14 protein-coding genes are annotated in these 20,355 nt (G+C 39.4%); 4 read left to right on the forward strand and 10 right to left on the reverse strand.

The window, feature by feature from the left end:
• Positions 1-627: 627 nt before the first annotated feature.
• A complete protein-coding gene (locus MTN96_RS35785; RefSeq protein ID WP_248534693.1) occupies positions 628-1,725 on the reverse strand; it encodes a Fic family protein in 1,098 nt (365 codons plus the stop codon).
• 943 nt (positions 1,726-2,668) lie between these two features.
• Here MTN96_RS35785 and MTN96_RS35790 point away from each other — a divergent pair.
• Positions 2,669-3,670 (forward strand): nuclease-related domain-containing protein, encoded by a 1,002-nt coding sequence (locus tag MTN96_RS35790; RefSeq protein ID WP_248534695.1) that lies wholly within the window; start codon positions 2,669-2,671, stop codon positions 3,668-3,670.
• Here MTN96_RS35790 and MTN96_RS35795 read toward each other — a convergent pair.
• Positions 3,667-4,617 carry a nucleotidyl transferase AbiEii/AbiGii toxin family protein gene (locus MTN96_RS35795; RefSeq protein ID WP_248534697.1) on the reverse strand — a complete coding sequence of 317 codons (951 nt, stop codon included), beginning with the start codon at positions 4,615-4,617 and terminating at the stop codon, positions 3,667-3,669. The two genes, MTN96_RS35790 and MTN96_RS35795, sit on opposite strands and share 4 nt — an antisense overlap.
• The gene (locus MTN96_RS35800; protein ID WP_008113525.1) at positions 4,607-5,005 is read right to left on the reverse strand and encodes a DUF6088 family protein; all 399 of its coding nucleotides are present in this window, start codon (positions 5,003-5,005) and stop codon (positions 4,607-4,609) included. Before MTN96_RS35800 ends, MTN96_RS35795 begins: the two co-directional genes overlap by 11 nt.
• 1,273 nt (positions 5,006-6,278) lie before the next feature.
• Between MTN96_RS35800 and MTN96_RS35805 the strand changes: the two genes are divergently transcribed.
• Positions 6,279-7,817, forward strand: a complete 1,539-nt coding sequence (locus MTN96_RS35805) for a DNA cytosine methyltransferase (RefSeq protein WP_069439074.1) — start codon at positions 6,279-6,281, stop codon at positions 7,815-7,817.
• On the opposite strand, the gene MTN96_RS35810 is transcribed toward MTN96_RS35805, so the two are convergent.
• The 5 genes from MTN96_RS35810 to MTN96_RS35830 form a co-directional block, all read right to left on the reverse strand.
• Positions 7,801-9,168: a hypothetical protein gene (locus MTN96_RS35810; protein WP_069439073.1), complete on the reverse strand. Its 1,368-nt coding sequence runs from the start codon at positions 9,166-9,168 to the stop codon at positions 7,801-7,803. The two genes, MTN96_RS35805 and MTN96_RS35810, sit on opposite strands and share 17 nt — an antisense overlap.
• A 1-nt stretch (position 9,169) precedes the next feature.
• Entirely contained in the window at positions 9,170-11,323 is a 2,154-nt protein-coding gene (locus tag MTN96_RS35815; protein ID WP_069439072.1) for an ATP-binding protein, read from the reverse strand.
• 37 nt (positions 11,324-11,360) lie between these two features.
• On the reverse strand, positions 11,361-11,936 hold the full coding sequence (locus tag MTN96_RS35820) for a GIY-YIG nuclease family protein (protein WP_069439071.1): 576 nt from the start codon (positions 11,934-11,936) through the stop codon (positions 11,361-11,363).
• Between the two features lie 497 nt (positions 11,937-12,433).
• A complete protein-coding gene (locus tag MTN96_RS35825) occupies positions 12,434-13,972 on the reverse strand; it encodes a S24 family peptidase (RefSeq protein WP_069439070.1) in 1,539 nt (512 codons plus the stop codon).
• Complete coding sequence (locus MTN96_RS35830; RefSeq protein ID WP_138564254.1) at positions 13,969-14,568, reverse strand: bifunctional 2-polyprenyl-6-hydroxyphenol methylase/3-demethylubiquinol 3-O-methyltransferase UbiG; 600 nt, start codon at positions 14,566-14,568, stop codon at positions 13,969-13,971. The genes MTN96_RS35825 and MTN96_RS35830 overlap by 4 nt, the downstream gene beginning before the upstream one ends.
• Before the next feature lie 488 nt (positions 14,569-15,056).
• Here MTN96_RS35830 and MTN96_RS35835 point away from each other — a divergent pair, with 488 nt between their 5' ends.
• A complete protein-coding gene (locus tag MTN96_RS35835) occupies positions 15,057-15,788 on the forward strand; it encodes an ABC transporter substrate-binding protein (RefSeq protein WP_248534699.1) in 732 nt (243 codons plus the stop codon).
• A 777-nt stretch (positions 15,789-16,565) separates the two neighbouring features.
• Here MTN96_RS35835 and MTN96_RS35840 read toward each other — a convergent pair.
• Both MTN96_RS35840 and MTN96_RS35845 read right to left on the reverse strand, forming a co-directional pair.
• Positions 16,566-16,985 (reverse strand): DUF86 domain-containing protein, encoded by a 420-nt coding sequence (locus MTN96_RS35840; protein WP_008113534.1) that lies wholly within the window; start codon positions 16,983-16,985, stop codon positions 16,566-16,568.
• A complete protein-coding gene (locus tag MTN96_RS35845) occupies positions 16,978-17,367 on the reverse strand; it encodes a nucleotidyltransferase domain-containing protein (protein WP_248534701.1) in 390 nt (129 codons plus the stop codon). Before MTN96_RS35845 ends, MTN96_RS35840 begins: the two co-directional genes overlap by 8 nt.
• Before the next feature lie 1,228 nt (positions 17,368-18,595).
• On the opposite strand from MTN96_RS35845, the gene MTN96_RS35850 reads away from it, so the two are divergent.
• Entirely contained in the window at positions 18,596-20,197 is a 1,602-nt protein-coding gene (locus MTN96_RS35850; protein ID WP_282452159.1) for an ABC-F family ATPase, read from the forward strand.
• Positions 20,198-20,355: the final 158 nt, after the last annotated feature.

Raw genomic sequence — 20,355 nt, forward strand, 5'->3', positions numbered from 1 at the left:
TTAAACACAAAAACGCGGGGTAAACCCGCTGCTACGTGGTGATAATTCTTGGTAGCAGCGATTTTATATCGCGTCAGGCCTAGGTTATTAAACACAAAACGCGGGGTAAACCCGCTGCTACCAGTTTGATGTTCCACTTTCTCATTTACTCCTCATTTTCTTCTCTTTGTGCAAACATGTTTTAAGTGATTTATTCACAAAGAAGGCAAAGAGACGCTGCGCTAAAAGAGTAGGCTCTAGGTTCAGGGCTGATATCAGGCTGTTTGTAAAGCTCGCTACTCGTCGCTCGAAGCCCGTTGTCTTCTCTGTGTTCAAATAGGGTTTAGTAAATTATTCACAAAGAAGGCAAAGAGACGCTGCGCTAAAAGAGTAGACTCTAGGTTCTGGGCTGATATCAGGCTGTTTGTAAAGCTCGCTACTCACTGCTCGAAGCCCGCGGCCTTTATCAACGTAGGCGTTAAGCTTGCTGACGCGAAAAGCGCAGCGTTTAAATTACTTTCACGCCATTATTTGCCTCAAAAAATGAGGCAAATAGCATACTTAATTGCCTCACCTTAGTGTTATCGTGTTTGAAATAGTAGGGCTTTGAATTACAGAACCAAGATAAAAGCTTTAAGCTTTTTAAAGTCATTTGGCTATTTTATACCGAGTACTGCGACCGCCCGCTGAGGTTTTCTTTATATAATCCAGTGTTTGTAAATCTGATAAATGACGCGTCGCCGTCGCGCGACTTACCTTAGCCACTTTTTGATACTGACTTGCACTGATTCCCTGCTCAAATTGACCATCAAGTAATTTATTAAGCACTTTTACTTGTTGCTCATTTAGTCTAGTTTGATCTTTTTTAAACCAATAATTAGTTTTAGCGACAGTTTGCTCAATATTCTTCAGAGTAGATTCAACTGCTTTATTGAGCGTATTTAAAAACCAGGTAATCCACTGTGTAATGCACAAATCACCACGCTGTGTTGCCTCTAAGACCTCGTAATAGCCTTTTCTATCTTCTAAAATTGCCACCGACATCGCATAGAACCGTATCGACTCTTTATGCTCTTGAGCAAGCGCTAAATCTGTAATAAGACGCGTAATACGCCCGTTACCATCTTCAAATGGGTGTAAGGTTACAAACCACAAATGAGCGATAGCAGCACGAATAAAAGGGTCTTCGTGTCGATCGTTATAACCTGCATTAAACCAATTAAAAAAAACAGCGAGTTCGTTTTCGATAACATCTCTTGGTGGAGCAGTAAAATGTAATACGGGTCTATCTAATCGCCCTGATACAATTTGCATTGGCTCGTTGCCACGTAATTGACCGTCCGCTATTTGAGTAAATAATCCTTGTTCACCTGTAAACAATAAACGATGCCAATTCAACACACGTTCTAAATCAAGCGGTGTATCGGTGTTATTAATTGCATCCAACATGATCTCTGCAAGATTATCGCTTTGCACTGTGGTTGGATAAGGCTGCTCATCAATGTGGAGTTTTTTAGCTAGTGACGAACGTACCGAAAACGCATTAAGTTTTTCACCTTCAATTGCGCTTGAATGAATAATATTAGCCAATAAAGTATCAAGTGCTTGCTGTTTTTGCTGCGTACTTTGCCCATCCATGCGACCAACCAGCACACCTTGGTTAAAACAAAGCTCTCTCAATAACGGCGCAAGCTGTTTTTCATCCCACGTAAAATTCGGCCAATCTTGTTGTTGCCATATCCACATAAGCGTTTGCCCTAAAATAAATTAGTTACAGTCTACGCCATATAATCGCCTCATACAATGAGGCAATTAAGACACTTAATTGCCTCATTGTATGAGTTTGTGGACTTGTGCAAACCCTAGCGCCCTTTACCATTAACTTAGAGCGTTTGACCTTTCGTTTCAGCGCAGCGTCTCTTAATCTCTTTGTGAATAAATCACTTAAAACCATATATGCACAAAGAGAGGTAATGAGAGTAAATGAGAAGACAGCGAGCTTCGAGTGACAAGCCGCGAGCAACGGGCTATAAATTCAGACTAGGCCCTAGCACCTTTAACCTAAAACCTTTTACCTATTCCCACCGTAGGCGTTAAGCTTGCTGACGCGAAAAGCGTAGCTTTTAATGGCAAAACCCGATCTCCGCAACTCGATGCTCGTCTACTTTATTTATACATGTCGCATTGGCGACGGCAACCTAAGTGTGGTTTGTCTTTAAATCAACTCTGCTGCAAGTAATTCATCCCTGAAGCTGGGTTCCTGTCAGCATCCATGCTTCCACTTCCTCACGCTGCGAAACCTCGTTTCGGTCACTCGTCACCCACAGCGCACCGAGTATTTTGCACTTTCCTCAAAGTCTAAATTGATATGAACGTAAACTTCGTGACAGGCACATCCATGGCGAAGTCACGGCTTTGATTGCATTGCCTAAAGGGATTTAGGTACTTGGAATTTGTCGGGAACAAAATTCCGCCATGCAATCGATTACTCATCAATTGAGTCTTTTCGGGCAAAATGACGGGGGAGTTGTCTTGGCAGTGGTCTTTAAATTTTAATGTAGGCGTTAAGCTTGTTGACGCGAAAAGCGCAGCTTTTAAATGAAATAGGGCGAGTAAAAATCCTTCAACAGTATTTTTATTAGGTACTTCAGTGATATGCTTTAAACATATATGACAGAAAGGATGTCGCATGATTTTAAAAGATAAAGCTCTATCAACTTCCACTTCCGCTAAGATCAAAGCGGGTCAAAAACAAGAGCTAGACGTAGCATTTTACTTACGTCGCGCATTTAAAGACCACTCTCAAGTATTTGTGTTTAATGATGTAAAGTTTAAACACAACGGCGAAATCGCACAGATAGACCATCTGGTTGTTTACACCTACGGGTTTATTCTTATTGAATCAAAAAGTATTACCGGTGAAGTTGCAATAAACCAACATCAAGAGTGGAGTCGCAGTTACCGTGGGAAATGGCAAGGCATGCCGTCACCTATCAAACAAGTCGAGCTACAATTGACATTACTAAAAAGTTTAGTAAAAGACAATGCTCCTCAACTTCTGCCAAAGATGTTTGGTAAAATACAACAAAACTTTGGTGGCCGTGAATGGCATAGCATCTGTGCAATATCGAGTAATGCCATAATTAATCGAGATAACACGCCAAAAACGCTTGAAGAGCGTCTCGTTAAGTCTGAGTTTATAGCTGATAAGCTTTTAGACATAATGAAGTTACCTGCTTCAACACCAAATGCCCTACACTTTTTCTCAACTAATGTTCGTCCTTGGTTTAGTGAAGAAAGCCTAGTTAGGATCTGTGAGTTTCTTTTAGAGCAAAATATTGCCCCTTCTACACAGTTAAAACCTGACGCAATAACATCAAACCTCAACGAGCCAAGCCCGATTTATCAAGATGAATCAGCAGCTATTGCACCAATAACTCAAGAGCAACCAAATATTGCCAATGAAATAAATTTACAGTGTAAGCAGTGCAACAATCAAACGACGCTTAAACCTCGCTCAGGTCGCTACGGCTATTTTGTTACATGCGGTGAGTGCGATATCAATACACCAATGAAAACGTCTTGCCCGCAATGTACCAGTGCTAATACCAAAGTGAGTAAACGCAAAGAGCTCTACTCATTAGTGTGTGGTGATTGTGAAAATACAGCGCTTTTTAAATTTGATGGTTAAAGCTCAATATCATTCAAAACAATCTTACAAAATGATTTGAATACATCAAATGCTTCTTGCCACACCAATTTATGACTACCATAAACCATTGGAACAACATATTCATTAAAACGCGTTTCATAGAGTGAGTTCACTTGCAATACATCTAAGGCAAACTTAAGTTCAATAATCGGTTCTGCCATAAATTCTAAATGCTGGTTACCGTAACGGGTAATATCTTCTGCTATGACTTTTTTGACTAAAGGCACCACACCTGATGCATCCGCCAACCCAGCGTGTTGAATATAATACGTATCATAAACATGGCGAATTAGCGCAGGATCATCGTCTCTTCTATTATCACGTGCAAAGCTCGCTGTGCGCCTAAGCATAGACACTAACTTTTCAGCTTGTGTACTCTCAATACTAGAAAAGTCCATCAGCGGCACTTCTGGTGCCTGTTGAGTTACCTCGTTCACTAAAGAAGATATATTGCGGCTTTGTACATTATCAAAAAGTAACGTTTCAATAAGCTCTAATTTAATAAACGGTCGTAAGCATGGGGCTTTTGAATGGGCTTGAGGATAGCGAATATCAATTTGTTGATATCGATATTCATCAAAAACAGTTGGAGTATTTTCTACAGAAAAATAATCATGTGAATTAATTGCAGCAATTAACTGTAAGTGGAGCGCTTTTCTAGCCTTTTTTCTTTTAGTTTTAGACGTGTTAGCAGTTAAATCTTTGGGAATAATTTTTATATCAACATCTTCAGACATTCGATGAGTTTTAATGCCTGACTTTGTTAATGCCGTACCACCTGAAAAAACTAAAAAATGCGTATCAAAAGATAGCTCACAAAGTAGCTTAAGTAATGCAACTACATAGTAATCTTTTTCAACAATAGCAGGGTTACCCATACCAAGAGCATCCGCTACATCTAAAAATAAATCACTATCAACTCGCATTAATAGCGCTATTATTTACAACAATTTTACGCTTAAAGCGGCTATTGGTCATTATTTTAAATGAAGCGGGAACTTGTAAGCTTTCACCATTAAGACTGCGTTGTGTAAATTCATCGAATTGATACTCAACGCCCAGTTTCTCAATAGCCTCTAAAATGACACCATCTGCACCCGCAGGTGATGCTGGCATTAACTTACCAGTAATGCGATTTTCTCGCGCTTTAGTATAAAGCCCATAACCAATACGTAACAACTGGCCACTATCTACCAGCTTTTTTAAAACACGGCCAACTTGGTCGTAACCTGCAATATCAGCAAAATCAGCGCGCTCAAAAACATAACGCTTCGAGCGATTTATTCTTGTGGTTACTTTACTTGCTATTGTCATATTAATTACTCTCGTTGCTTAGACAAAATATAGCAAACATACGACATCTAAACAATGCAAACATACGACATTGAAATGATCGCGTTAAATTATCATAGTAGTTAATTTCACCATAGGAACCAGCATTAGCTATAATTGCTTTAAAACGAATTTACCACCGAGGGTGGCGGGATACGAGCGGCGAGCGGCGGGCAACCCCCCAGCACTTCCTTGTAGGTCGTCATTTATGGCGACAATGTCTAATATTGAAAATTGACGCGCTAAAGCACGACCTACATTAGACCCTTTGTGTTTACCTCTAAAACGCAGTGCCTCTTAATCTCTGTGGTGAATAAATCACTTAAAACCATATTTGTACAAAGAGAAGACAGCGGGTTTCGAGCAGCGAGCGACGGGCTATAAATTCAGACTAGCGCCTTTAACCTAAAACCTTTTACCTATTCCCACCGTAGGCGTTAAGCTTGCTGACGTGAAAAGCGTAGCTTTTAATGGCAAAACCCGATCTCCGCAACTCGATACTCGTCTACTTTATTTATACATGTCGCGTTGGCGACGGCAACCTAAGTGTGGTTTGTCTTTAAATCAACTCTGCTGCAAGTAATTCATCCCTGAAGCTGGGTTCCTGTCAGCATCCATGCTTCCACTTCCTCGCGCTGCGAAACCTCGTTTCGGTCACTCGTCACCCACGGCGCCCCGGGCATTTTGCACTTTCCTCAAAGCCTAAATTGATATGAACGTAAACGCCGTGTAAGGCACAACTTTCACATCCATGTACGCTCTCCAGTTTGGGTGTGATCAAGGGGGTTTAGCATCGGTCTTTAAATTTTACCGTAGACGTGCAGCTTACTGACGTGAAAAGCGCCGCTTTTAATACTCAAAGCCCGCTCGACGCTCGACGCTCGACGCCTTTATTTATACATGTCGCGTTGGCGACGGCAACCAAAGAGAAGTAACCGCCGACTTCTCTTTGGAATCTCTCGGCGCCCCTAGGATCACACTACTTCCTTAATTCAAATTAATGATATGAACGTAAACGCGATGAAACACGTCCGTGTGTAGGCATCGCTTAAAGCGCATCCATGCGCTGATATTACTCATCATTAATTCAATTTCGGGTGTGATCACGGGGAATTGTCTTGGCAGCGGTCTTTAATTTATAACTATTAGTTGCTATTTTGGGCGATTGTTCAATTTATCCCATATAACACTTTATAGGATAAATAAGGCCTGGTATGATTCATCGTCTTTTTATTTTGTAGTTGTTTAGTTGGTTATGGAAAACGGTGAAATTCTTGTTATTGATTTATTTGCAGGTCCTGGTGGACTTGGCGAAGGAATTTCCGCAGCTAAAACAGAAGATGGTAAATCACCTTTTCAAATAGGTATTTCTGTTGAGAAAGATGTAAATGCTCATCAAACCTTAACTACTCGCGCTTTTTTCAGATTACTTAAAACTAAGTCCCAACCATTAGATAATTACTACGATTACCTACATGGGAAAATTACACGTAATGAGCTATTTGATTTTCACCCTGATATTGCAACAGAAGCCAACCAAGAAACTTTAAATGGCGCTAAAGAACTGGGCAAAGACAATAAGCTTATTCATAAGCGCATAAAAGAACTCGTAAAACAACACAAAGGTCCGAAAGTTTTAATCGGTGGCCCTCCTTGCCAAGCATATTCATTAGCTGGCCGCTCACGTAATGCCGGAAATAAAAGCTATATTGCAGAAGATGATGCTCGTCACTTTTTATACAAAGAATATTTACAGGTAATAAGCCTAGCTAAACCAGATATTTTTGTAATGGAGAATGTTCGCGGAATCCTCACAGCAAAAGTAAACGGCCAAGTCATGTTTCCACAAATATTAGAAGACTTGCGAAATCCAGGCTCCGTAACTAAACAAAAAAAGATTCCAAAATATAAAATTTATTCATTAGTGGTTGATGCCGAGAACCCAAAAGACCCACAATACAAGGACTCTGCCGATTTCTTAATTCGCTGTGAGCAATACGGTATACCTCAAGCAAGGCATCGTGTGATTTTACTCGGTGTGCGTGAGGATATTAAAGCTACTCCAGAAACACTAAAACTATGCGAACATCAAGTTACTGTAAAACAAGCTATTGATGATTTGCCTAATTTACGCAGTGGTTTTTCAAAGCAAAAAGACAATACAAAAGATTGGGAAACAGCTGTTACTAAAAATGCAGCTAAGTTAAAGCGGATTCTGAAAAAACAATTTGACCCAGAATCAGCAAATAGCTTAAATCTCAAACCAAAAATCGGTTTGTCTAGAATAGAAACTGCTTTAAGCGACAAAACTCCAGCTATGCCAGAGTCATTAAAAGCTTGGTATATAGACCCTAATTTAAACGTAGTGCTAAACCATGAAACCAGAGGACATATGGTCGATGATTTACTTCGCTACGCTTACTGTGCCGTATATGCTCAAATTGAAGGCTCATCACCTAAATCTCGCCACTTTCCAAAAGAGTTAGCTCCAGCCCATGCAAATTGGGATACAGGAACACACGCTGACCGTTTTAGAGTACAAGTTGCAGATAAATATGCAACTACCGTAACAAGCCATATTTCAAAGGATGGTCACTACTTCGTACATTACGATCCGCAACAATGTAGAAGTTTAAGTGTTCGAGAAGCCGCACGCTTACAAACATTCCCTGATAATTATATTTTCGAAGGAACGAGAACTAATCAGTATGTACAGGTAGGAAATGCTGTACCACCATATTTGGCACAGCAGATAGGTAAGGTTCTGCTTGAATTAATTAATCAAAACGAATGATTCCAGGGCGAGTTGCATGCTGAGAGGCTTTAAAACTAATATCAGATAAAATTTGATTTTTAAGCCTGAATAATGGCTTTCCAAGCCACTTACTCACATCTGGTATACTGCCTACTTGATAGAGAAAGCTAACTTTAATGATATATTCTTTTCCATTAATCCTAACATTTGGAACTCTGTATATTCCTGCATGTTTAGTATCACTATTACCACCTCTAAATTTAGTAAACTCTTCATATTCTAAAGGGATCATTGCTGATAAAAAATATTTATTTAGTTTTGTTTTTCGTTGAGCTTGGTCACACTCAGCTGATAACTCAAGAAAACCCAAAGTAATTGCTTCGTGAGCCTGTGCTCTTGTATCTTTTGTGCCCTGAGTATTATCTATAAACTCTTCATTTATCAAAGTTTTAATCTTTCTACCTAAGTTTCGCTTGATCTTTAACTCATTATTTTTATCGTTAAAGTAGTCATGATTGAGTTCAATCCAACTACCTCTCTTATTTTTTGGTGAACCTTCTGTTAATTCTTCAATATGATAAAAAGAGTTTAAAAAAGCTTTCACACTTTCTTTTGCTCTGAGTTTTGTGCCAATCTCTTTAACTGCATCGCGCCAAATGGCAGGATCAATATTCACATTACTAGCAATGTGATCGTAAAGAACAGGTTCTAGCCCTTGTTCAATAGCAACTTCAGGCTCCAATTTGGCATTCTGAATACCGATAGTTTCGTTACCAATAACTGCTAACATTTCTTGTAGATTAGTAGTTGTCTCAGATTGGAATTGAGCTATATCATTTATTTCTACCGGTTTTGCTAATTTAAAGAGTGAATCAACAGTATTTTGAGCTGCAACTGTAACTCTATTCTCCCAACTGAATAACGCATTAAACATAGGGTTTTCTACGAATAACTTGGCTACTTTATTCGTTAGATTTTGTTTTTTTGACTTAAATTCAGATTTATCAAGAACCCCCCAATATAAAGGAAAATTGAGGTCTGAATACCTTTCTGATATCAACTCCATTACTTTTTCTACAGTACTTGCATTTTTAGACCAAAAATAAAGTAAATATGGACCATCTGAAGCCAATTTTTTAAGAACTTCAACTATTGGGCCTACCAGCTTTACAGCATCAACTTGTAGTTCTTGTAAATTTAAATCTGTAATAATAACCCGGGGATTAATCATTTCTATTTTCACATGATCAATACCAGATAAATTATTCGGTTCATCATTCTGATAGAGGATTGGGAAGCATGGATACCCAGCCTGAACTAAACTACTTTGAATTTCATCCAGATCATCTTTAGTGTCATCAATTAAAACTATGCTTGGTAAACAGATCATTCTACTTTCCTTGGTTAAAAATCATTACTACTGCAGCTCCCTGAAAAGACTCTGGCAGCTCTAAATCTTCGGGTTCGCATATTTGGAGCCTTCCTCCAATACTCTCCATAACTTTATCTGAATAATAAAGGCCGACGCCCATGCCTCCAGGTCGAGAAGTTTTAAAGGGTTGAATAGCTTCTTCAGGTGTAAGACTAAAACCAGGCCCATTATCCATAACTACAATTGCTGGCCCTTCTTTAAACCAATTAGTTAAGCTATCAATTCTTATTGCTGGAGTGTAGTTTTTACCTTCTTTTTCAGCCTTTAAGCTAGTCCAATGAATAGCATTATCTACAAGGTTTGTAAGGGTGGCCTGCAATAGACCAAATGGAGCTGTCACTTCAAATGAATCAGACTCCTCGCTATTTATAGGGCAAGAAACTGTCACTTTATGGTGCTCAAAACGATGAGCATTTAAGGTTATAATTTTCTGAGTTAAAGCTCTGATATTAAATGTTTTTTGCTCATTCCTTCTCAATAAAGGAGCAAAGCCTTCTAATAGTTCAGCTAAATGTTCAGCACGTTTTAATAGTGTAGCGTAATCATCTGACTGGCGGATAGAGATGTTAAGATCATCGACTCCACGCTCAACTTCATGGAAAATGACAGCTAGATTTATTCCAGCAATACCTGAACTGAGAGTTACTTCGCGCATTTGCAGATAATCAGATTCAATTTGCCTGACTTTACTGCCAATTTCATCTTCTAGATTATGTTTTTTTAGAGTATTTTTAATATCTGTGATGCTTTCAGCGAATCTAGTCGTAGCAGGTGAAGCATCTTTCACGTTACCTTTTAAATAGAGATCAAGTGCTTCACGGTCTTTCCTGTGTTTTAACTGAAAGTCTTCTACGATGCTTGCAATTATCCATCTGAAGCGTTTGTATGTGTCATTTTCATCAAACCCTTCTCTATTAGTTTTTTCTTTTAAACCTTTACTTAACTCTAAATCTAGGTCAACACCGCCAATGACCATACCCGTATCAATTTTCTGACCAGGCATATTTATCCTTCCAGCATTAAGCCCAAGCCAATCATCTTTACCTTCTCCATAATTGAATACTCTAATACCGTCTCTATATACACGCACCCCAGACTGTTCTTTCAAGTAGTCTTTAATCAATTGTGGCGAGCCGACAGCAGCAAGAATAGCTGGTGTTTTCATAAAAACATAAAAAGTTCCCGATATCGGACCAATGTTTTTTATATCTTCAGGATTTAATAGTAATGATTCGCGAACTACCTTGTCTCTAGCTAATTCTTCCTCTTTAGTCGGCTCTAAAAGCTCCAAACGAGATTCATCCTCACTTTTGCTTGAGGAAGCTAGCTCCTTAAATGTTTGGGGAGGATTGAACTTGTAGCTTGAAGAAAAATTTCCTGACTCATCTATAATAAAATCATATGTCCAAAGTGCTTTATCTAGTATATCTTTGGCTTCTAGCAGATCCGCTATGTCTTTTTCTCTTCCTGGAACCGACAAATTTACATTAAAATCAGATACAGTTTTAAACGGTGAAATTAGGCTTGTTAGAAGGCGTTTTAATCTTCTTAAATCACCGCGTGTCCAATGAATATTATTTAACTCACCAATTTCGATACGAGTACCAGTCTCTGTTATAAAATATTCGGGTTCATCCAGCGGAGTTATAGTGACTCTTGTATCTTCAATATATTCAGCCTTACTTATTAAACTAGGCCAATCTATTTGAATCTTATACTCAACTGAGTTTTTGGAGCGAGTGTTAATCGTCAACTTTTTTCCAAGCTTATGAACAGCAAGGCGACCGACACCTTTTTCACCAAGAGGAAGACGATTTAATTCTGGAGTTCTAACTTTATTATCGTTTCTTTTGCTATTAGTGCCTACTTCCATCCACTTATTTAAAATATCGTCCTTTGTCATACCGAAACCTTTGTGATCCCAGATTACAATGTTCGGTGATTCCACTTCTAAATTAAGCGTAACATCAACACTTAAAGCATTAGCATCATAAGAATTTTTTACAAGCTCAAATACAGCTAATCTATCGTCCCCTATTAGCTCATCACCGAGCAGTTTTAACAAGTGAGCATTAGCTCTGAATGGTTGTATAATTGGCTCATTGGTGTCCATATTAAATTACTCCTAATTATTTGAGTTATATTTTATCTCAAACTTTCTTGTATTTTCTTTTATTACCTAATCTATAACTTTCCAGTGAACCTTCTTTTATTAGAAGCCCTAACACACTATACGTTAGATAATCTTGCTGCTTGCCTTCATTATCTGACTGAAGGCCTAAATAATGTGCGCAATCTGAGTTTGTTATTCCATTGGGGTTCTCTTCTGATAATAAAGAAATAGAATCTTTGAGTAACTTTAAACCTAGTTGAGCTTTTTCTAATGCACCGCTTGGCACTGTAATTTCATTATCTACCTTTCGCCTAATCGACTTTGGTATAACACTGTTATACAAAGTACCGCCTGTATCAATAGTGCCAAAGCTTGAAATTAATTCGAGCTCAATTTGAAAAGCCTGTTCTTCAGTCAGCTGCTCTACAATTTTAGCTACTACCGGAGAATAGCCCGAATCTAAAATTTCTTGAATAAACTTACCTTTTCTAGTTTCATCTATTTTCTTAAGATGATCTGTCGCTCGACTGCCTGTACCTTTTCCAATATAAAAAACCTTTGCTGGCTTTGTTCTTGGATCTTTTAACGAATATACATAATAGGTATTCGACATACAGTTTCCATATATTTAAGTTATTTATTGTTAAGTTTTTAAGTAACACTTATTTAAGTGAATCTGCCTACATTTATAACTACCAATCTACCAACATACTCCAATTCCCCGTGATCACACCCGAAAGTTATAAATTGATGAGTAATCACTTGCATGGATGCAAGTTAAGCCGTGACTTCGCCATGGATGGCGAATACACGGCGTTTACGTTCACATCAATTTTTAACTTGAGGATACAGTGTGATCCTCGGGTGCGCCGAGAGAGTCCAGAGAGAGGTCGGCGGTAGCCTCTCTTTGGTTGCCATCGCCAACGCGATAAAACCTCGAATAGAGGTTTTTAATCCCTTTCCCAAAATCATATATAAATCACGGCTCAAGCCAATTCCTACACTTAAAAGCGCGAGGTAAACTCCCGCCTACGCCAGAACCTACAAATTTAAAAGCTGCGCTTTTCGCGCGAGCAAGCTCTTCGTCTACAAGTAAAAGCGCGACTACAACTACTCTGCAACCACTTGTTTAAACCGTGCGAATGTTCGCATGCTTTCATCGGCAATCATTACTTCGTAATCGGGGTTTTGAGCAATTAGCTCATATTGCCCGTTTGGTAATTTATTAACTTTGCGCAGTAAATACTGTCCATCTCCGCTTATATCATCTCGCTCTATCGCGACTATTTGGCCGCGAAGTGATCCGGCTCTATCGGAAGTTATAAGCTCAAGTAACAATAAGTCGCCATCAAGTATTGGGTGTTTACCGCCGTTCATAGAGTTGCCCGAAGCGCGTGCTAAAAAGTGCACGTTTGGATCAAGCTTGCCCGCGCCAAGTGGCGCGTCCATCAACTCCATATCGCTTTCATCCCCTGTTTTAAAATGCCCACAGGCTATTTTTATATTGGGGAAGTACGGCAGCTTTAATACATCATCAATTGATTTTAAGCTAACTTCGGGCTCAGCGACTTGATCTAATTCAGGTTGTGGTGCATTTGGAAACGTAAACAACTCAGCAGTTGGTTTTGCTTGTTCAAAATGGTCTTTATTCCCAAGCCATAATTTTGCGTTGTTGGCTTGTGCCACCTGATAGGCCCAATTGCTTACTGCGAGAGATTTATCTGCATCGCAGTGAAAATACGCACTTAGCTCGTTACTAATAATTTGGCTGTTAACAACCAAGTTTTGCTTTTGCCAACGCTCGCGGTGCTGCTGTGCAGCTAAAAAGTCACGTTTATTGTTATTACATGTGCGATGCGCTGCCACAAAATTATGGCCTAAGTCGTTAGCGTAGCGGGCAAACGGTATAAAGTGATCGACTTCAACATCGTTTTTCATTGGCTTTTGGCAATAAAAACAGCTGTTTGATTGCAGCTCTACCAAAACAGGTTTTGCTTTAGTGAGTGCATTGCGGTCAAAGCCAAATAAAAAGTCATGCAGTTGGCTTTGCGGGCCAATAAGTGTTTGGTTGTGCTTTATGCTTTGAATTTTTTGTAGCCACGCATTTTTAGCTAAATACGTTACTAGATCGTAAAAACGCCTAAAACAGCTAGCAATGCCTGCATTCAAAGTAATGTATTTAGAGCTTTTAGTGTGCGGATATAAAAAGCACTCTTCTTGCTTGGCAAGTATTTGTAAGCGCCAAAGTGGGCCACTTTTTAAGGTTGCCATAGCGGCATTAAAAGTCGGCTTGTAAAAACCACTTTGCTTTAGCTGGCGTAAGTTACGAATATTGTTTTGTTGGCATTCAAACAATACGCTAATTACTTTTGATTGCGCACCGGTATTTTGTAAAAGCAATGCACTTTCACCAGTATGTTCTGAGGGAAACGGCATTGCATGATGCCAATACAAGGTAATGAGTTTGTCAGCAAGTGTTGGCAGTTCTATGACCAATTCACTTTGCTCTGATTGAAGTGGCTGTTCAACACATACATCAGCCAAAGCATGCAGCAATGCAAATTTGTAGGTTGCACTAAAATCGCCCTCAACCAGCATGCGTTGAATATACGCAATAAAGTCGAGTTGCTGCTGCATTGCGCCAATCATAAAACCGGCACTGCTTTAATTAGGGCATTGAGCCATACTTCACTCTCGCGCTCTGGGCGTTGGTCGACCGTTTGCCATTGTTTTAGTATTTTAAGTTTTGTGTGGCTGTTAATTAACGCAGTTAAAGCACTTTCATTTAAATCGGTAAATTCACGGCCATTATGTACACGCTCTTGCGTGCCATATTTAAACGATACATATAAAACGCCATTGGGTTTTAGGGCATTTTGCAGTTTTAAAAACACTTGCGGTAACTCAGCTTTTGGTACATGTAATAAACTCGCGCAGCACCAAATGCCGTCGTGCTTATTGGTACAATTTAGCTGCTGAAAGGTTTTAACCTCTACGGCTTGTTGTAAGTAATTACTGGCTAACTTTGCAAGCTCGGGACTTGCGTCAAATGCGCTAACAGTAAAACCTTGCTGTTTAAAATACATGGCATCGCGGGCGCTACCGCAGCCTGCATCTAATATATGGCCATGTTTAGGGATAAGCGGTAAAAACTCAGCGTAAAGCGCCGACATATCAACATTAAGCGTTGAATCGCTGAAACTTTGTGCGTTTTGATTGTAGTAATTGAGTGTTTTAGTAGGCACTAAATTCACCGCTCCTTGGTTTATATATTAACAGCGCGAGCTATTAATCTGGTATTCATTTATAACTAATCTACAGTATCAACATTTAAAAATATAGAGCTACGGCAATATATACGCCCTAAGTAGTATGTTTTCATTACAAAAAAGCACTGTTTAATTGTTATAAACCAATGTTATTTACACTTTTACCTATTAACTCTACATCTTTGAAAGTATTAAAGTTATATAAACGCTTCGGCGCTATTTGAATGAGTAGCGATAATTAAACACTTACCTTAATCCACACTAAAAACATGGCTGTTATTTACCCTGCAGTGTAACGGCTTGAATAAACGTTTATTTAAGCCGTTATAAGCTTACCAAGCGTTTTAAAGGTTACATTACGTGCAATCGCTTTAGCTGCTGGCCTTTTAATAACAACTACCTAACCCTGTTTATATTTACAACTTGGTTTATACTAAAGTGTTGTAATTTTTTAGAGTAATAAAATGCTTAAAGTCGCTTTTGTTGTATTACTAATCTTTAGCTGTAGCGTATTTGCCTGTAACAAAACACTTAAGGTGGGTACTAATGAACGCAACTGGCCGCCTTATGTGGTGGCAGTAAAAAACAATTTAACAGGCGTTGAAATTGACGTGTTGAACACGATTTTTAACGGCTCATCTTTTTGTTTAAAATTTGTGTTGCTGCCTACCTCATCGCGCGCTTTTGAAGAATTAAAAGAAGGCCGTATTGATGTTATTTTTGCCGCGAGTAAAACATCAGCAAGAGCTGATTTTGCCTATTTTAGCGATGCCTATCGTGATGAAGTAGTTCGCCTGTATAAATACACCGAATCGCCTGATTTAAATAACATTAGCGATTTTTTTTATAAAGATTTAACCTTGGCGGTTAACCGTGGCAGTTATTATGGCGCTGCATTTGCGCAGTTTAAACAAAATCATCCTGCTCACGTTATTATGATGCCCACAGCCGATAAACGCTTTGCAATGCTTAGTAAAAACAGAGTGGATTACGCAATAGAAGACGAAGTAGCAGCACAATATTTTTTAAACCAATACCCAGCAATAGAAGCGGTTACTAATATGGCGGCCATCAATAAGAGTTCTACTCATTTAATGCTAAGTAAAAAAACCATTAGCCAAGTAGAGTTACAAGTTATAAATGAGTTAATTAAGCCAAATAAATCCGCTATACAAGCCATTTACCCACATTACTAAACGCTTAGATTTCGCAACATTTAAAAGCTGCGCTTTTCGTGCGAGCAAACTCTGAGACTACAATCACAAGCCGGATTATAAACTCCCGCCTACATTCATAAACACTAAGAGTGTAATAGGTGTTAGGTTTTAGGTTTTAGGTTTTAGGTTTTAGGACAGTGACAGAGATTACTAGTTATTAGGCTGTTTGCACAAGCTCGCAACCCGTTGCTCGTATCCAGTAGCAGCGATTTCATATCGCGTCAGATTAAGCCTAAATAACCTGAACTCTGGATAATAAATCAATCTCAAGCAGCTATTTTCAGCGCTAACTGCGTTGAATTTACTTGCAATAGGCTAGCTATTGACGCGTAATTTCGTCTTGTTTTCACTGGAAATCTCTGGCTAGAGAAAAATAAACATAAATATCATTTTTGATTCAATACGTTAGTAAATCTCTTAACCAGAGTTCAGGTTAAATAAATATTTACCACCGAGAACACAGAGTTCACAGAGAAATGCTTAAAAAATACCGTTCCACCTCTGTGTAGCGCAAAGCGCCTCAAGAACCTCTGTGGTGCAAAATTGTTTTTAAATTAAAAGCGCGAGGTAAACTCCCGCCTACCGATATGATTAACGTTGACAGTTATCGTAGACGGGCTTTATGCCGCGCAAGGTCATTATTCACAAAGAGGGCGAAGAGACGCTGCGCTGAAAAGAGAAGGCGCTGGGTGCTAGGTTGTGCCCGTAGCCCACTACCCGCCGCCCGAGAACTTTACCTTTCCCCTTTAACCTCAATCAGCTTGCTAATTCGGCCATCGCTTTTTGGCTAAACAAGTGCATAGTTACATAATGTCGTTTTTTAATAATCGTCTTCACAATTTCTTGATCTATATTCAAATAATCATGCACAAGCGCATTGCGTAAACCGATTATTTTACGCCATGAAAGCAACTCATTATCGGTTAAAACACCGAGTTGCGTTAGTTCACTAAATGTTTGGTAGGCATTACTGCTTGTCGTGTTTTTATACTTTTTAAGCCAGTGCTTAGATAAACCAATACACACTTCTGTCATTAACTGTAACAAACGCTCTGCGGCACGGTAGTCTCTATTATTAAGTTGATCTATTTGGCTTAATTCGTCGAGTTCTTGCATATATTCATCAATATGTCGTGTTACTTCACTTATATAAAGCGCTATTCCTGTATCAATCATGCTTACTCGCTATCATCTCAAATTCAAATTGGCTATAAATACGCTGCTGCTCTTTCATCGCTCTAAGGCTATTCTTGCCTAAAATGGCCTGCCCGTATTCTACTACATTGAATGCAAGGTAACTGGGGATTAAGTTTATATCAACGATTGAAATAAGCTGTTCGTTTAGGCTAAGCGCATTGCTGATTTCTAGCTCGAGCTCTTTTGGCCTGAGTCGTTTATCAAACGAGCTAAGATCAAAATTTTTAAAAGCGATAGCAAGATCAATATCACTATGAGGTTGTGCTGTACCTTTGGCGTGAGAGCCATACAGCCACACCACTTCAATGTCGCTATTTTTCTGCAAGTAATTAACTATTTGTTGAAAAATATTATTGCTCAAAATAAAAAACCATTAGTAAAAACTAAGATAATCATAACTTATCTGTTTTATACTGAACACTAAAACCGATAATGTACTTTTATTCACGTAAATTAATTTTAAGTGATGTATTCACCAAAGAAGCGCTAGGTAAAAGGCGCTAGCTTCTGGGGAAGTAACTAGGTGCTAAGTTATGCCCATAGCCCAAAACCCGCCGTCCGAGAACTTTTACCTTTCCCCTTTAATCACTTTCTCTGTGTACTCTGCGACCTCGGTGGTAAATAGGTTTTTATTTATTTTATTCACCACGAGGAAGAAGAGGCGCTGCGCTGAAAGAGGAAATAAAAAAGCCAAATATTATTATGTAGCAGCGATTTTATATCGCGTCAGATTTAGGTCATTAAGCATAGAGACGCGGGGTAAACCCGCTGCTACCAGTTTATGTTTTAATTTATTTATTCACCACAGAGGAAAAAGAGGCGCTGCGCTGAATGAGGAAATAAAAAAGCCAAATATTATTCTGTAGCAGCGATTTTATATCGCGTCAGATTTAGGTCATTAAGCATAGAGACGCGGGGTAAATCCGCTGCTACCAGTTTATGTTTTAATTTATTTATTCACCACAGAGGAAAAAGAGGCGCTGCGCTGAAAGAGGAAATAAAAAAGCCAAATATTATTCTGTAGCAGCGATTTTATATCGCGTCAGATTTAGGTCATTAAGCATAGAGACGCGGGGTAAACCCGCTGCTACCAGTTTATGTTTTAATTTATTCATTCACCACAGAGGAAGAAGAGGCGCTGCGCTGAATGAGAAAGCCAAAGGCGCTAGGCTGTGTTCGCTACTCGTCGCTCGAAGCCCGCCGCTCGTAACCTTTCACTTTTTTCATTTTCATTTACTTTTTCTCAGCCAAAACAAGCTGCATTTAGTGGGCGTTATTATGTCGGGCAGTAAGCCTAATCTTAAAAAGTAACCCTGAATAAAGTAATAATCTGGCTGTTTTACACTTAGCTTACTAAGTTTTATAACTTCGCTACGAATTTTTGCGGGCGACATAACTCACTCTTTTTGATATTTTTTATTACAATAAAGCCGTACTTAAAAACAATCAAGTGAGTTAACGTTTAAATAGGCTAGCCTTTAGTATACTTGGCCTGTATAATTTGCCGCCTTATTTACACCTATTGCCTGGTCTATTTTCGCACCTGCTGCGCCCATAACCCTGTCAGTATTTTTCTAGGACACCTTTTTTTGATCTCCACCGCAAATATTACGATGCAGTTTGGCGCAGAGCCGTTGTTTGAAAACATTTCAGCTAAATTTGGTAACGGTAACCGTTACGGTTTAATTGGCGCTAACGGCTGCGGCAAGTCGACATTTATGAAAATTTTAAGCGGTGCGCTTACGCCTAGTGCAGGTAATGTATCTATTACGCCGGGGCTAAAATTAGGTAACCTAAGCCAAGATCAGTTTGCGTTTGAACAATACAGCGTAGTTGACGCGGTAATTATGGGCGACGTTGAGCTTTGGAAAGTAAAACAAGAGCGCGACCGTATTTATTCGTTGCCTGAAATGAGCGAAGAAGACGGCATGAAAGTGGCAGAGCTTGAAAGCATCTTTGCTGAAATGGACGGTTACACCGCAGAAAGTCGCGCAGAAGAAATACTACTTGATGCGGGTATCGATAAAGAATTTCATTATGGTTTAATGGCAAACGTAGCCCCTGGTTGGAAATTGCGTGTGCTGTTAGCACAGGCGCTATTTGCAAATCCTGATATTTTGCTACTTGATGAGCCAACTAATAACTTGGATATTCATACTATTACGTGGCTTGCGAATGAGCTTAACCAACGTAAATGTACCATGATTATTATTTCCCATGACCGTCACTTTTTAAACTCGGTATGTACGCACATGGCCGATATTGATTACGGCGAGCTGCGTATTTACCCAGGTAACTACGAAAAGTACCTTGAAGCCTCAGGCTTGCAACGCGAACAGTTATTAGCTGAAAACGCGAAAAAAAGCGCTGAAATTGACGAGCTGCAAGACTTTGTTAACCGTTTTGGTGCTAATGCCTCTAAAGCAAAACAAGCCAGCTCGCGCGCTAAAAAAATGGATAAAATTAAGCTTGATGAAGTTAAAGCATCAAGCCGTATGAGCCCGTCACTGAGCTTTGATGAGGGCAAAAAAATGTATCGCCAAGCGCTTGAGCTAACCAAGCTTGGCCATGGGTTTGACGGTGAAACGTTATTTACCGGCGGCGACTTATTGCTAGAAGCGGGTGCAAAGCTTGCGGTAATTGGCGAAAACGGTGTGGGAAAAACCACCTTTTTACGGTGTTTAGTTAACGAGCTTGAAAGTTTACACGGTGAAGTTAAATGGTCAGAAAACGCGACCTTTGGTTACTGCCCACAAGACAGCAGCAAAGACTTTGATAACGACTTAACTTTATTTGATTGGATGTCGCAGTGGCGAACTGCTAAACACAACGATTTAATGGTTCGTGGCATGTTAGGGCGTTTATTATTTACCGCAGACGATGCAAATAAAAAAGCCCGTAACTGTTCAGGTGGTGAAAAAAACCGTTTGTTATTTGGTAAATTAATGATGCAAGACGTTAACGTACTGATAATGGATGAACCAACTAACCACATGGATATGGAAGCCATTGAAGCGCTAAACAATGCGCTAAAAGACTTTAAAGGCACGCTTATTTTTGTAAGTCACGACCGTGAGTTTGTATCGTCACTGGCAACCCGTATTGTTGATATTAAAGACAAGCAGGTAATTGACTTTCAAGGCACGTTTGATGAATACCTTGCGAGCATAGAAGAGAAAAAAGTAGCTTAAGTGCTAGGTTAAAGGTTGAAGAAATAGCCTAAACCATTTAAAAGCGGGGCTTGTTTAAGCGCCGTTTTTTTGTGCCTGTATTTCGGGGTTCGGGGTTCGGGGTTCGGGGTTCGGGGTTCGGGGTTCGGGGTTCGGGGTTCGGGGTTCGGGGTTCGGGG

Source organism: Pseudoalteromonas sp. 2CM28B, assembly GCF_023161935.1.